This is a genomic window from Aquiluna sp., from assembly GCF_965064355.1.
Genome location: NZ_CBCHRQ010000009.1, coordinates 16,021 through 29,904, shown reverse-complemented (window position 1 = coordinate 29,904; position 13,884 = coordinate 16,021). Strand labels below are relative to the sequence as shown.

At 53.2% G+C, this 13,884-nt stretch carries 13 protein-coding genes; all 13 read right to left on the bottom strand.

Features of this window, described 5'->3' with window-relative positions; genetic code table 11:
* The coding region (locus tag AC128V_RS01885; RefSeq protein ID WP_482762990.1) for a methionyl-tRNA formyltransferase at window positions 1–431 on the bottom strand (431 nt) is incomplete at its 3' end.
* Window positions 432–442: 11 nt separating this feature from the next.
* The gene (locus AC128V_RS01880) at window positions 443–2,287 is read right to left on the bottom strand and encodes a primosomal protein N' family DNA-binding protein (RefSeq protein WP_482762989.1); all 1,845 of its coding nucleotides are present in this window, start codon (window positions 2,285–2,287) and stop codon (window positions 443–445) included.
* Window positions 2,288–3,475 carry a methionine adenosyltransferase gene (metK, locus tag AC128V_RS01875; protein WP_482762988.1) on the bottom strand — a complete coding sequence of 396 codons (1,188 nt, stop codon included), beginning with the start codon at window positions 3,473–3,475 and terminating at the stop codon, window positions 2,288–2,290. It abuts the gene before it with no gap.
* A gap of 21 nt (window positions 3,476–3,496) precedes the next feature.
* On the bottom strand, window positions 3,497–4,639 hold the full coding sequence (coaBC, locus tag AC128V_RS01870) for a bifunctional phosphopantothenoylcysteine decarboxylase/phosphopantothenate--cysteine ligase CoaBC (protein WP_482762987.1): 1,143 nt from the start codon (window positions 4,637–4,639) through the stop codon (window positions 3,497–3,499).
* Between the two features lie 9 nt (window positions 4,640–4,648).
* Entirely contained in the window at window positions 4,649–4,903 is a 255-nt protein-coding gene (gene rpoZ / locus AC128V_RS01865) for a DNA-directed RNA polymerase subunit omega (RefSeq protein ID WP_482762986.1), read from the bottom strand.
* Complete coding sequence (gene gmk / locus AC128V_RS01860) at window positions 4,900–5,460, bottom strand: guanylate kinase (protein ID WP_482762985.1); 561 nt, start codon at window positions 5,458–5,460, stop codon at window positions 4,900–4,902. The genes rpoZ and gmk overlap by 4 nt, the downstream gene beginning before the upstream one ends.
* Window positions 5,457–6,263, bottom strand: coding sequence for an orotidine-5'-phosphate decarboxylase (pyrF, locus tag AC128V_RS01855; protein ID WP_482762984.1), 807 nt, complete (start codon window positions 6,261–6,263; stop codon window positions 5,457–5,459). Before pyrF ends, gmk begins: the two co-directional genes overlap by 4 nt.
* Window positions 6,256–9,549: a carbamoyl-phosphate synthase large subunit gene (carB, locus tag AC128V_RS01850; RefSeq protein WP_482762983.1), complete on the bottom strand. Its 3,294-nt coding sequence runs from the start codon at window positions 9,547–9,549 to the stop codon at window positions 6,256–6,258. Before carB ends, pyrF begins: the two co-directional genes overlap by 8 nt.
* The gene (carA, locus tag AC128V_RS01845; RefSeq protein WP_482762982.1) at window positions 9,549–10,676 is read right to left on the bottom strand and encodes a glutamine-hydrolyzing carbamoyl-phosphate synthase small subunit; all 1,128 of its coding nucleotides are present in this window, start codon (window positions 10,674–10,676) and stop codon (window positions 9,549–9,551) included. The genes carB and carA overlap by 1 nt, the downstream gene beginning before the upstream one ends.
* Complete coding sequence (locus AC128V_RS01840) at window positions 10,657–11,142, bottom strand: PH-like domain-containing protein (protein ID WP_482762981.1); 486 nt, start codon at window positions 11,140–11,142, stop codon at window positions 10,657–10,659. The genes carA and AC128V_RS01840 overlap by 20 nt, the downstream gene beginning before the upstream one ends.
* Complete coding sequence (locus AC128V_RS01835) at window positions 11,139–12,413, bottom strand: dihydroorotase (RefSeq protein WP_482762980.1); 1,275 nt, start codon at window positions 12,411–12,413, stop codon at window positions 11,139–11,141. The genes AC128V_RS01840 and AC128V_RS01835 overlap by 4 nt, the downstream gene beginning before the upstream one ends.
* Complete coding sequence (locus AC128V_RS01830; RefSeq protein ID WP_482762979.1) at window positions 12,410–13,342, bottom strand: aspartate carbamoyltransferase catalytic subunit; 933 nt, start codon at window positions 13,340–13,342, stop codon at window positions 12,410–12,412. The genes AC128V_RS01835 and AC128V_RS01830 overlap by 4 nt, the downstream gene beginning before the upstream one ends.
* The gene (gene pyrR / locus AC128V_RS01825; protein ID WP_482762978.1) at window positions 13,342–13,869 is read right to left on the bottom strand and encodes a bifunctional pyr operon transcriptional regulator/uracil phosphoribosyltransferase PyrR; all 528 of its coding nucleotides are present in this window, start codon (window positions 13,867–13,869) and stop codon (window positions 13,342–13,344) included. The genes AC128V_RS01830 and pyrR overlap by 1 nt, the downstream gene beginning before the upstream one ends.
* Window positions 13,870–13,884: the final 15 nt, after the last annotated feature.

The window sequence follows — 13,884 nt, the reverse complement described above, 5'->3', positions numbered from 1 at the left end:
ATGATTGGGCCAGTATCCATACCAGCATCGAGTTCAAAAAGAGTTACGCCAGCACCTATCCCCCCAGAGAGGATGGACTGCTGCAATGGAGAGGCTCCCCGCCACTTTGGCAACAGGCTGAAGTGGATGTTCCACCAGGGCAATGCATCCAGGGCAGCCTGCGGTATCAAGCTGCCAAAGGCAACAACCAGAGCAAGCTCGACCCCTGCCGCCTTGATTTTGGCTAGCTCTTCTTCCCTGATCCTGTTGGTCTTCATTACAGGAAGACCTAATTCTTTGGCCATACGAGCTACCGGCGAAGGGGTAAGTATTCGTTTTCTGCCTACTTCGGCATCTGGACGAGTGATCACCAAAACAACCTCGTGGGTTTTTGAGACCAGGTCCAGAGCCAGAGCAGAGTTCTCTGGCGTTCCAGCAAAGATTATTTTCATTCTCACATCACCTACAGCGCGCTCGGGTCATCCATGACGATCTTGAGCCCTCTTCGCTTGTTAGCACCGACCAATCGAGCATTTGTTTTCAGCGCTAGTGCCTTGAGGCTAGCTGATACTTCAGCTCCCTGGCTGTAGCTAAAGCGTATAAGAGCAGATGCGCTGTCTGAAAGGTTGCTGCGCAGGACAGTTGCACCTGCCTTATTGGCCACATCAAGCGCTTGGGTAATAGTGTCCGGGATTCCCTCAAGTGTCGCGATTCTTGCGGCCGGTGGAAGCGACAGTGAATTTACCTCTCTAAAAGCGCTAGCTGCTAGCGCTCTATGTTGGCCAAGCGAGAGAGCTTGACCTAGATCCTGATCGACACCCGCTATGTGAGCACGACCAGTGTCTGAGAGTAGTTCAATCGCTTCCATCCAGTCTCTAACTGCCGTCTGTTCTGATCTGAGTTGAGGCATAGCCAGCCAGACATCCGAGTCCAGAATCAAAAGGGCTGCATAACCAAGCTGCACCCTCGGAGCCGAGCCTGGGGTTGCGAGTATCAGGTGCTTGGACTTCTTGATTGCTGTTGGCTTTGTGTCTGATGTGAACTCCGAAATGGTTATCCCCGGAAATGCCTTGCCAAATTCCGCAGCGGTTCTGGTGCTACCAGTTCTACCCCTGCGTAACTTATTTGAACCACAGGCTGCACAGCTGTGGCTAATGCCCTGACAGACTCGACAGCGATACTCGCCTTTTTCATTTTCCCAAATGGGACCCTTGCAGTTGTTGCATACCAAGCGCTGGTCACAACCGGCGCAGTAAACAGTCGCCGAGTTACCTTTACGAGGTATCAAGACCAGAACCGGTCCGACTTCTAAGGCCTCTCTCATTAGTTTGAAGCTGGCCGCATCCAAGCGCTGTGCCGGGGGTGAGTATGAAATGCGAGCTGGTGGCAGCTTCATCTCCATGTCTTTCAGATAGCCAATCTCCACTAAGCGCTGAATCTCGAGTGAGCGATAGTTAGCGGCGAAGAGCAATTTCACATCGTCAGTCGCCCTCATTAGGGCTATTTCTCTGGCATGCGTGTATGGAGACCCCTGCTCACGAAGCGAATCATCACCGTCGTCAAAAAGGGCAATGACTCCCAAGTTTCTAACCGGCGCATAAATCGCAGAGCGGCTACCGATGACTATCGATTTCTCTTGAATAAGAGCTCGGTGGAAGTTTGTGAATCTCTCGGACTTCTTTGCCCCCGGTAGCCAAGTTGAGATTAGATTCTGCATACCCATGCTGCTAAATAACGCGGCGAGCTGATTAATTTGATCCCGCTCCGGAACTATCAGGAGCGCAGATTTGCCAGCCTGAATTGCTTCCACAGCCGCGCGGAGAAACAGCCAACACCAGTCCGGATAGCGCATACCCTCATGTGTTAGCGATCTGGCTGAGGTAAGTATCGCTGACCTACTTGGCAGTGAAGGGATTCCTGGAAGGCTAGGAACATCTACCAAAGTCTCCGGGGTTGGTTCATAAAGCGGCTTTGGAATCCTCGGCATGTGTTCGACTACCGCCTGCTGCAGAATTTCCCCGAGCGCTACTGCCTGCCGATTCGCCACCTGCCTAGAAAGCCTGAAGATCTCTTGCGTCACAACAGGTTCAGAGTCGACAATCTCAACAAGTTCAGATGTGGCAAACGAACTCTCCGTTGGCAGTGATGCGATAAACCCAGAGGCAAGCTTCTTGGTTCTACCCAGCTGGAATCTAACCCGCTGACCAATCTGCACAGTATCCGCGAGGTTTTTGGGAACGAGGAAATCAAACTCTCTATCAAGTTGGAGCAGGTCCGACTCAACAACTACGCGCGCGTAGTTGGCCATCTAGCGACCTGCTGCCTCGCGGAGCGCATCGGCACGATCGGTTCGCTCCCAAGTGAAGTCGGGAAGTTCACGACCGAAGTGTCCATAGGTGGCGGTCTTTGCGTAGATTGCTCGCTTGAGGTCAAGTTCGCGGATGATGGCGGCAGGCCTAAGGTCGAAAACGTTGTGCACCGCGCGTTCAATTGCCTGGGTATCTACCTTCTCGGTGCCAAAAGTCTCAACGAAAACTGCTACCGGTTTTGCAACGCCAATCGCATACGCAACCTGAATCTCTGCTTTGTCTGCCAGGCCAGCGGCGACAATGTTCTTTGCAACCCAGCGCATCGCGTAAGCAGCAGAACGATCAACCTTCGAAGGGTCTTTGCCGCTAAAGGCTCCGCCGCCGTGGCGAGCAATACCGCCATAGGTGTCAACCATGATTTTGCGACCGGTTAGGCCCGCATCTCCCTGGGGTCCACCGATAACAAAACGGCCCGAAGGGTTGATGAAGAATTTGGCTTCAGAGCTTTCAAGTCCTGATTCCCTAAGAATTGGTTGAATCACCTGCTCAAGCACGAGGTTAGCTAGATCGTCTTGAGAGATGTCTGGGTGATGCTGAGTTGAAAGTACGACTGTGTCGATAGACACTGGGGTGTTGCCGTCGTAGTTGACCGATACTTGCGCCTTACCGTCGGGACGAATCAATCCGTTGTTCAGTTCACGACGCAAGGTGCTAAGGCGTTCGGCGATTCTATGGGAGAGCAGAATCGGTGTTGGCATCAAGACTTTTGTCTCGTTGGTGGCGTAGCCAAACATCATGCCCTGATCTCCGGCACCCAGCTGGCTGTTTTCGTCTGAAGACCCCGCTCTGGATTCGAGTGCGGAATCAACACCGAAGGCGATGTCAGAAGATTGAGCGCCAATCGAGACCGAAACGCCGCAACTGTTGCCATCAAAGCCAATTTGCGACGAGTTGTAGCCGATGTCTACCAGCTTCTGCCTGACGAGCTGGGGAATGTCGACGTACCCACTAGTGGTCACCTCGCCAGCGACATGAACCAGGCCAGTGGTGACTAAGGTCTCAACTGCTACCCGGGCATCTGGATCCTGCTCGAGCATGGCATCAAGAATGGTGTCGGAGATTTGATCACAAATCTTGTCCGGGTGACCTTCGGTCACGGATTCCGAGGTAAATGTGCGTAGCGTCATGGCAAAAAGTCTAATCGCTGGTTACTGGGTTAGCCCAGCGACTAACTCAATAATCGATGCGCTGACTTGCGCTTTGGTTCCGCTTAGTTCAACCGCGTCATCTTTGGTGACGAATTGGACAAGCGTCTCTTGGTTACCAAGGGCTTCAAAGGAGTTTCCAATCACTGCGGTTACCGACTTGTCCCAGAGTTTGCCACGTGCGATTTCAATCAATCGCTCTTGAGTCTCTTCCGCCAGCGCAAAAGCGACGTGGATGGTGTTCGGGTGATTAGCCGCGTAGTTCGCAATCAAGTCCTTGGTAGGCGTCAGTTCAAGGTTCAGGCCGTTAGAACGCTTGAGCTTGCCAAGGTGAGGATTCTCAACCCTGAAGTCGGAAACAGCTGCCGCCATGATCATGATGTCGCATTCCAGGTCCATGGCTAGTTCAAGCTCGTCCACGCTGCCCACACGAGTCACCTCGATACCCTTGGGAAGAGCAAGATCAATGTTTGCGGCAATCAGGTGAACCAATGCTCCGGCATCTCGCGCAGCTTTGGCAATTTCAATGCCCATTCGTCCCGAGGATGAGTTACCGATGTATCGCACGGCGTCAATCGGCTCTCTGGTGCCTCCGGCCGTGACTATTACACGCCTACCTTTTAGTGCGAGGTCCTGAAGCGCAAAGGCGATGATGTCCTGAGTCTCTGGCAGTCTTCCAGGTCCAGAGTCATCTCCGGTTAGCCGACCTGTGCCAGGCTCCATGACTTTTACTCCCCTGGACTCAAGAGTTGCAACGTTTGCTTGGGTAGCTTCGTTCTGCCACATTTCTGTGTGCATGGCTGGGCAAACAATCACCGGGGCCTTAGATGCCAAAATTGCATTCAACATCAAATCATCAGCGATACCCGCTGCGTATCTTGCGATAAAGGATGCCGTAGCAGGGGCAATAAGAATCAGATCTGCCTGTTGCCCAAGCTCTACGTGCCTGACTTGAGCGACATCTTGATACATGTCGGTCTCAATGGCGTGGCCACTTAGAGATTCAAGGGTTGGTTTGCCGATAAAACGGAGCGCATTTTCAGTTGGAACGACTGTGACCTGGTGACCCAGTTCACTTAGGCCCCGGATAAGTCCGGCAGCCTTGTATGCAGCGATTCCGCCAGTAATGCCAAGCAGAATGCGCATGTTAGAAAATTAGTTAGCGGACTTCTTGATGAGCTTGCCCTCGTAAGCCTCGCGAAGCGCGATGCTAAGTGGCTTGTCATCAATCGAGGAGTCAACAAGAGGTCCTACGTAGTTGAACAGGCTTCCCTCGTGCAGGGCGCTGTAGTACTCGTTGATCTGTCGAGCACGCTTGGAAGCGAAGATTACAAGCTCGTAGTTTGAGCCAACCTTGCCCAGCAACTCGTCGATTGGTGGGTAAACAATTCCCTCAAGCTTGTCTTTCATGATCCTCTTTCAGCTTCGTGAACCAATTCTACGACCTGACGGGCGCAAGCCTCTAGGTCCAAATTGGTTAGTTGGTGGTCAAACTCCCCCGCAGCTGCAAGTTCCGTGCGGGCTGTTGTAAGTCTAGTTTGTATTTGCTCTTCTGTCTCTGTTCCTCTTGATCTCAGACGTCGTTCGAGCTCCTGAAAACTAGGCGGGTTGATAAAGATCATTAGAGCGCCAGGAATCTTCTCACTTACCTGGCGAGCACCCTGAAGGTCTATCTCAAGCAGCAAGTGCTTATCTAGCGCCGCTGCTCGAGTCAATTCATTCAGCGGAGTGCCGTATAGGTGCTTGCCGTGCACCTGAGCCCACTCGAGCATTTGCCCCTCGGCAATGAGTGTCTCAAAAGCCGCAGTGGAAACGAAGTTGTAGTGCACACCATCTACTTCACCGGCTCTAGGTTCGCGTGTGGTGGATGAAACTGAGAGCATGAAATCTGGGTAATTCTCCAGAATCCATTTCACAATTGAGCCCTTGCCGACTCCAGCAGGCCCAGCCAATACAACAAGGCTCATAGTTTTGCCTTTGCTTTATCGATTAGCTGACCTAACTGCTCCGGGCCGTTCTTTGTTAGCTCTCTAGACATTGTCGCTATAACTCGGGACGCCGATGCACCAAAGATTGATTTCACGTCCTCAAGTTTTGCCCCTTGAGCGCCGAAACCTGGTGCCAAGATCGGGATTGCTATGTCCTGTTCGGTGAGGAAGTCGATGCCAAAGTCCAACAGGTTCTGAGTAGCTCCAATAACAACACCCATCTCCCCCTGACCAATCTCTCTAGCGGAGTCAATCACTGTGCGTGAAACTGTGTGGTCTCCTATTAGCGCCTGCTGTAACTTCGCTGCCTCAGGATTGGAGGTTGCGGCAAGGACGAAAAGTCCCCCCTCAACATCCTGGGCATAGTTCAAAGTCTCCCGAAGTGATTCCGGACCAAGATAACCACTGACCGTCAGAGCATCAGATCGCAATGGCGAATCATCACCAAACCAAGCCGATGCATAACCCAGCATTGTGGAGCCAATATCACCGCGCTTGGCGTCCGCTATAACAAGTAATCCTGCGTCCTTAGCCTCACGAATAATCTCTTCAAGGGTCTGATAGCCAAGCGATCCGAATCTCTCAAAGAAGCCGACCTGAGGCTTTACGATCCCCAAACGCCCTTGAGCGCTATCGATGATTCGCAGACCGTACTCTCGAGCTCCAGCAGCAGAATCGGGGAGCTCCCAGTTGTCCAGCTCGCTCTCCGACGGGTCGATGCCAATGCAAATGGCAGAGTGAGCCGCCATTGCCTCTGCAAGCCTGAGAGAAAACTTAGCCACTGATCATTGCCTTTCGCTCACGCGCATATTCTTGCAGTGGCTTGACCTTGAATTTACCTTCGCGGATAACTTCGAAGGACCCGATTGCCGCGCTTAGCTGAGCCGCGGTTGTGAAGATTGGCTTATCGGCCGCGGTTGTAGCCGCTCTAATCTCATAGCCATCGATGCGAGCATCGGCGCCGCTAGGCGTATTGACCACTACATCAACCTCACCGGCAGTGATCATGTCCACGATTGAGCGCTGCCCAGCCGAAGCCTTAGAGTGCTTGATCACTGCTTCCGCGACGATTCCGTGTCTTCCGAGCATCTTTGCGGTTCCCTCGGTGGCCAAGATTCGGTAACCAAGTTGGGAGAGACGCCTCACAGGCAGAAGCAACTGCGGCTTGTCTCGGTCTGCAACGGATACGAAAACCGTGCCGCTGAGTGGAAGAGCTGAACCAGCTCCTGCTTGGCTCTTTGCGAAAGCAGTTGGGAAGTCAACATCGATTCCCATCACCTCACCGGTTGAGCGCATTTCTGGACCCAACAGCGAATCAACAAATCGACCATCCTTGGTAGCAAAACGCTTGAATGGAAGCACCGCTTCCTTCACTGAAATCGGAGTCCCCACCGGTAGGTGCTTTCCGTCCTGAGCCGGCAGGTGACCCTCGGCGACCAACTTCTTGATGCTCCAACCTGCCATCACCAAAGAGGCGGCCTTCGCCAAGGTTATGCCCAGGGCTTTTGACACAAACGGCACAGTTCGGGATGCGCGTGGGTTGGCTTCAAGTACATAAAGCACATCTGATGCGAGAGCGAATTGGACATTGATGAGGCCTCTTACCTGAAGCCCCCTTGCAATCTCCTCGGTCGCTTTGGCAACTCGGTCAATCTGGGTTTCACTCAGGGTAATCGGTGGCAGGGTACAGCTCGAGTCACCAGAGTGGATACCGGCCTCTTCGATGTGTTCCATAACTCCACCGACAAAGAGCTGCTCGCCATCGAAGATGGCATCGATGTCAATCTCGATTGCATCATCGAGGAAACGGTCGACCAACAACGGGTGCTCGGCATCTACAAGGGCATGGTTGGCGATTCGGTCAAAGTAACCTTGCAGAGTCTTCTCGTCGTAGACGATTTCCATGCCGCGACCACCCAGCACAAATGATGGTCGTACCAGTACTGGATAACCAATGCGGTTCGCGACAACGACTGCCTCTTCCAAGTTAGTTGCAATGCCATTGGCAGGTGAACGCAGTCCGGCAGCATCAAGGATTTGCTGGAACTGGCCGCGCTCTTCAGCCTGATCGATTGACTCAGGGGTCGTTCCAAGGATTGGTATGCCGTAGGACTTGAGTCCCTTTGCAAGACCCAAGGCTGTCTGTCCACCCAGTTGAACCATGACCCCAAGTAGCTCTCCGGACTGAGACTCAGCGTGAATTACTTCGAGAACATCCTCGAGAGTGAGAGGTTCGAAGTAAAGCCGATCTGAGGTGTCGTAATCGGTCGAGACGGTTTCAGGGTTGCAGTTGATCATGATGGTCTCGTAACCCGCATCACGAAGCGCAAAAGCGGCGTGAACGCAGCTGTAGTCAAACTCAACACCCTGACCGATGCGGTTTGGACCACTGCCGATGATCACTATCTTTTGCCGATCCGAAGGCATCACCTCAGTCATTTGCTCGTATGAGCTGTAGTGGTAAGGAGTAAGGGCAGGGAACTCCCCCGCACAGGTGTCGACTGTTTTGAACACGGGCCTAAGCTCCAGGCTGTAACGAAATTCCCGAACTTCCTTCTCGGTTAGTCCCCTAATCTGGCCGATTTGAATGTCGGAGAAGCCGTGCTGTTTGGCACGCTTTAGCGCATCTTTGTCTAATGAATCGAGTTCCTTTAGCCAAGCAGCGATCTCGTTGATCAGAACGATTTGGTCGATAAACCAAGGGTCGATCTTGGTGGCCTCGAACGCCTGCTCCGGTGATACTCCTAGTCGCAGTGCCTGCTGCAGCTGAACCACACGTTCATCGGTAGGGGTCTTGATTTTCTCGAGTAGCTCTGCTGCCGAATGGGCTTGCGGTCCCCAGTGGAAAGAGCTGCCGCGCTTTTCCAGAGATCTCAGAGCCTTTTGCAAAGCCTGGGTGAAGGTTCTACCGATAGCCATCGCTTCACCAACACTCTTCATGGTGGTGGTGAGCGTCGGGTCAGCGGCTGGGAACTTCTCAAAGGCAAAGCGTGGGGCCTTCACGACGATGTAGTCCAGGGTTGGCTCGAATGATGCCGGCGTAACTCCGGTGATGTCATTTGGAATTTCATCCAGGGTGTAGCCGATAGCAAGCTTCGCTGCAATTTTTGCGATCGGGAAACCAGTCGCCTTTGAAGCAAGTGCTGAGGATCTTGATACACGAGGGTTCATTTCGATGACGATGATTCGACCATCGACCGGGTCAACCGCAAATTGAATGTTGCAGCCTCCGGTGTCAACTCCAACCGCGCGGATGATATCAATCGAGATGTCGCGAAGCCTTTGGTACTCACGGTCCGTCAATGTCATAGCCGGGGCGACGGTGATCGAGTCCCCGGTGTGCACGCCAACCGGATCAAAGTTCTCGATTGAACAAACCACAACCGTGTTGTCGTGTCTGTCACGCATCAGCTCGAGTTCATACTCTTTCCACCCAAGAATCGATTCCTCAAGAAGGACCTCAGTGGTCGGCGAAGCTTGCAAGCCCGCTCCCGCGATACGCCTTAGGTCAGTCTCGTTATAGGCAAAACCAGAACCCAAGCCACCCATTGTGAAGCTCGGGCGAACAACTACCGGGTAACCGAGTTGGTTCGCTCCATCGATAACTTCTTCGATGGTATGGGCTATAACGCTCTTTGCAACATCTGCGCCGCAATCAAGAACGAGTTGTTTGAAAATCTGGCGGTCTTCTCCGGCATTAATTGCAGCTACGTTTGCTCCAATTAGTTCAACGCCGTACTTCTCGAGTGAACCACGGGCATGAAGAGCCATCGCGGCATTCAGTGCGGTCTGCCCACCAAGGGTAGGCAAGATTGCGTCCGGCCTCTCCTTTTCAATGATTGCCTCGATAACCTCTGGGGTGATGGGCTCAATGTAGGTGGCGTCAGCGAAGTCTGGATCGGTCATGATCGTCGCTGGGTTTGAGTTGATCAGGATTACCCTGATGCCCTCCTCTTGAAGCACTCGGCAGGCTTGCGTTCCCGAGTAGTCAAACTCGCATGCCTGGCCGATGACAATGGGGCCGGAACCGATTACCAATACGGATTTAATATCGCTGCGCTTTGGCATTAGCGGTTCTCCTCAACCATTCGAACAAACTTGTCGAAGAGGTAGTGGCTGTCGTGTGGACCAGCTGCTGACTCCGGGTGGTACTGAACCGAGAATGCAGGAATGTCGACACACTCAAGGCCTTCGACAACCTGGTCGTTTAGTCCCCGGTGGCTTACGCGGACCTTCCCAAAGCCCTGTGGTGAGTCTTGTTCATCGCCATCCACTCGCACTGCAAAGCCGTGGTTGTGTGCGGTTACTTCGACACGCCCTGTCTCGGCCCGCATTACAGGCTGGTTGATACCGCGATGTCCGAAGGCCAGTTTGTAAGTCTCGAATCCAAGAGCTCTACCTAGCAGCTGATTTCCGAAGCAGATGCCGAAGAACGGAATACCGCGCTTGAGCACCTCCCTGAGCATCTCAACCTGAGAGCCGCTGGCCTGAGGGTCACCCGGTCCGTTTGAGAAGAAAACTGCATTCGGCTTACCGGCCAGAATCTCATCCGCTGAGGAATCGGCTGGGTGCACCTCGACCTCAAGACCTCGTTCTGCAAGGTGCTCGATTGTCGAGCGCTTGATTCCAAGATCCAAAATGGCAACCTTGCCAATACGGTTTCCAATCGCAGGAACCGAGTAAATCTCCTTGGTGGTCACCTGGTTGCTAAAGCTCGCTCCCTTCATCTCCGGAGCCGCGGAAACTCTCGCCACCATCTCGGACTCTCCGGTTATCGCATCGCCGGAGAAGATTCCTGCGCGCATCGCTCCAGAGTCGCGAATCTGCAGTGTGATTGCTCTGGTGTCTACATTGCTGATTCCAACGATGTTCTGCTCGACTAGGTCTTGGACTAGATCGCGCTCGGCACGGAAATTACTAGACATCCTGGAGGGTTCACGAACGACGTAACCTGCAACCCAGATCTGGCTTGATTCCTCATCACGCTGGTTGGTCCCCACTATTCCGATATGCGGTGCTGTTTGAAGAACAATTTGACCTGCGTAGGAAGGGTCGGTAATCGTCTCCTGGTAGCCGGTCATTCCGGTCGCAAAGACCAGTTCGCCTAAGGTTTGCCCTTTGGCGCCGCAGCTCTCCCCCTCGAAGATCAGTCCATTTTCTAGAACCAGATAGGCCTTATCCAATTTGCGCTCCAATCAATTGCAAAATCTTTTCCTCAAACTCTTTGCGCTCTTGCGGTTGGGTGAATCTAAAGTGCGTGATGACTCTTGTCTCTCCAAGTGACCAGTGGATAGCGGTCAATCCTGACTTCTCCACCGCCTTGTCGATAGTCGCTGTGGCAGCCTCAAGAAGATGCAGGTCCTTACGAGGAATCAGGAAGCTCTCCTCACCGGCTCGGACAACCGATACACCTGCCGAATCCACGGCAAGCTTGGCGTTTCCCCGCATTCCTAAGCCATAGGCCCAGATTCGATCCAGGCGGGCCTGCTCAAACACGGTAGATACGTAAAGGGCGGAGAAATCTCCCTGCGAATTTGCCGGCAAGGGCGTAGAGATGGACTGCTCTTGAATCCTTCGCTTTTTCCTGGTACTCAGCCAAACACTCATCGCAATCACCGCTACTAATGAGATAGCCAAAAAACCAATCAGCTCGCGAGTCATTCTTGCTCCTGGAGTTCCGAGTTTTTGACAGTAAATCTGCCCTGGAAAATGGTGTGAACAAGCTGTCCCGGCAGCGTGACACCGGCGAAGGGGTTGTTTATGCTCTTCGAGTTAGTCTGGCTTTCAATAACCCGCTTTACAGTCGGGTCAATCAGGGCGATGTTTGCAACCGCACCAACGCTTAATGTTCCTTGATTCTCAAGACCCGCAATCTGTGCGGGCCTGGTGCTGAGGACATGCGCGAAACGTTCCCAGCTTGCGCCACCTTGGATCAGCACCTCTTGCAACACGGATGCCGCGTGCTCAAGACCAACCATTCCAAAGGCGGCGTTCTGCCACTCACACTCTTTCTTCTCTCGAGAGTGCGGGGCATGGTCCGTTCCAAGCACATCGATCGTGCCATCAAGAAGCGCTTCACGTAGCGCCAGAGTGTCCTCAAGTTTTCTAAGCGGAGGATTCACTTTGTAGACAGAGTCGTAGCCTCGAACCAGCTCCTCGGTCAGCAGCAGGTGATGCGGGGTAACTTCCGCGGTGATGTCTATACCTCGAGCTTTAGCCCAGCGAACCACCTCAACAGCACCCGCGGTAGTGAGGTGGCAGATGTGAAGTCGTGATCCTGTTTGCTCAGCCAACTCTGCATCTCGCTTGATGATTGCTTCTTCTGCTTGGGCGGGCCACCCAGCCATTCCCAATTCAGTCGCGAGAGCTCCGGCGTTCATCTGAGCACCAACAGTCATGGTCGGGTCCTGTGCGTGCTGTGCAATCACAGCATTGAATGCCTTGACAGCTACTAGGGCCTTACGCATCAGGTCCTCATCGAAGACACATACGCCGTCATCACTAAACATTCGAACCTTGGAGCGCGATTCAGAAAGACCTTTGATGTCCGATAGTTCAACTCCCGCAAGACCCTTGGTAACAGCGCCAATTGGTTGCACCTCGACAAAGCCTGCTTTTACACCCGATTCCAGAATGAAATCAGCGATCTCGGCTTTGTCGGTGACTGGATTGGTGTTAGCCATCGCCATTACAGCTGTGTAGCCGCCGGCAGCCGCGCTTCTGCTACCACTGAGGATTGTCTCGCTCGCTTCAAATCCTGGCTCGCGCAGGTGAGTGTGGACATCAACGAAACCGGGAAGAGCTTGCAACCCAGAGCAGTCAATTCCCGAACCCGAAACAGAGCCGATTTGGGAGATGCGACCGTTCTCGATCTCAATGTCAGCGCCAGAGCCGTTTGGAAGAGTGAGGTTCTTCAGAATCAAAGATGTCATAGCTGCTCCCCGCTCAGACAGCGGTAGAGCACTGCCATTCTTACCGCGACGCCGTTTGAAACCTGGCGAAGAACCTGAGACCTTGGGTCATCTGCAGCCTCAGATGAAATCTCGAAACCTCTGTTCAAAGGTCCTGGATGAAGAATCAAGGAGTTCTTGCCGACCATGTTCAAACGATCACCCTCGAGGCTCCAAGCTTTGGAATAGGCCTCGGTTGAGCTAAAGAACTCCCCCTGCATTCGCTCCTTTTGAACGCGCAACATCATCACCACATCAGGCTTGCTGCTCAGAGTCTCTTCAAAAGAGTTGCTTACGATGGCGCCCATCTCTTCGACGCCAAATGGTATGAGGGTCTGAGGTCCCGCCACCGTGACACTTGCACCCAATAGCTTCAGAAGCAGAATGTTTGATCTTGCGACTCTGCTGTGGCGGATATCTCCAACTATTAGGACCTTGAGTCCGGATAGGTCCTGGGTGAGGCCAAAGCCCTGTCGAATAGTCAGAGCGTCGAGTAACGCTTGGGTGGGGTGTTCATGAGAGCCATCCCCCGCGTTGATTACGCTGGCGGAAATCCAATTCTGCTCAGCAAGCAACTTGGGCGCTCCTGATAGCGGATGCCTAATGACAATCGCGTCTGCTCCTAGGGCTTCGAGTGTCTGGGCGGTGTCCTTTAGTGACTCCCCCTTAGAAACCGAGGATGTATCGGCTGAGAAGTTGATCACGTCCGCACTCAGTCTCTTTGCAGCAACCTCAAAACTGATGCGGGTGCGGGTGCTGTTCTCAAAGAATAGGTTCACAACTGTTTTGCCCCTAAGGGCTGGGAGCTTCTTTACCTCTCGATCATTTACCTGAGACAGCTGCTGCGCATTGTCCAGAAGAGAGATTGCAGAGTCTCTAGTGAGCTCGCGGATCGAAGTCAGGTTTTTCATTAGCTAATCACCACCTGATCGTGACCGTCGGTTGGGCTAAGCAGGACCCTGACACGCTCGGATTTAGCGGTCGGCAAGTTCTTCCCTACAAAGTCGGGCCTTATCGGAAGTTCACGGTGGCCTCGGTCAACTAACACGGCGAGTTTGACCTGTCTTGGCCGTCCGAAGTCAGTTATGGCATCAAGCGCTGCTCGCACAGTTCTTCCCGAGTAGAGCACGTCGTCGACTAGGACGACCACCTTGTCGGTGATTCCACACTCTGGAATTGATGTCGTCTGAATCTTGCGCTCCGCTTTGGTTGCATCATCTCGGTACATGGTGATGTCCAAAACGCCGCAATTGGGTTGATAATCGGGTTCAATTTGACCAAGTAGAGAGCTGATTCTCTCCGCAAGGTACTTGCCGCGGGTTGGGATGCCGAGAAGCACCAGGTCCTGAGGACCTTCGTTAGCTTCGAGAATTTCATGAGCAATGCGCTTTAGGGCCCGATCAATGTCGGGCGAATCGAGTACGACGCGCTCTTGCATTTGCAGCCCTTCTTC

What these genes read in the sequence shown, in the direction of transcription:
- AC128V_RS01880 (WP_482762989.1), bottom strand. Translation starts at nt 2,287, where the DNA reads ATGGCCAACTACGCGCGCGTAGTTGTTGAGTCGGACCTGCTCCAACTT.
- metK (WP_482762988.1), bottom strand. Translation starts at nt 3,475, where the DNA reads ATGACGCTACGCACATTTACCTCGGAATCCGTGACCGAAGGTCACCCG.
- coaBC (WP_482762987.1), bottom strand. Translation starts at nt 4,639, where the DNA reads ATGCGCATTCTGCTTGGCATTACTGGCGGAATCGCTGCATACAAGGCT.
- rpoZ (WP_482762986.1), bottom strand. Translation starts at nt 4,903, where the DNA reads ATGAAAGACAAGCTTGAGGGAATTGTTTACCCACCAATCGACGAGTTG.
- gmk (WP_482762985.1), bottom strand. Translation starts at nt 5,460, where the DNA reads ATGAGCCTTGTTGTATTGGCTGGGCCTGCTGGAGTCGGCAAGGGCTCA.
- carB (WP_482762983.1), bottom strand. Translation starts at nt 9,549, where the DNA reads ATGCCAAAGCGCAGCGATATTAAATCCGTATTGGTAATCGGTTCCGGC.
- AC128V_RS01840 (WP_482762981.1), bottom strand. Translation starts at nt 11,142, where the DNA reads ATGACTCGCGAGCTGATTGGTTTTTTGGCTATCTCATTAGTAGCGGTG.
- AC128V_RS01835 (WP_482762980.1), bottom strand. Translation starts at nt 12,413, where the DNA reads ATGACATCTTTGATTCTGAAGAACCTCACTCTTCCAAACGGCTCTGGC.
- AC128V_RS01830 (WP_482762979.1), bottom strand. Translation starts at nt 13,342, where the DNA reads ATGAAAAACCTGACTTCGATCCGCGAGCTCACTAGAGACTCTGCAATC.
- pyrR (WP_482762978.1), bottom strand. Translation starts at nt 13,869, where the DNA reads ATGCAAGAGCGCGTCGTACTCGATTCGCCCGACATTGATCGGGCCCTA.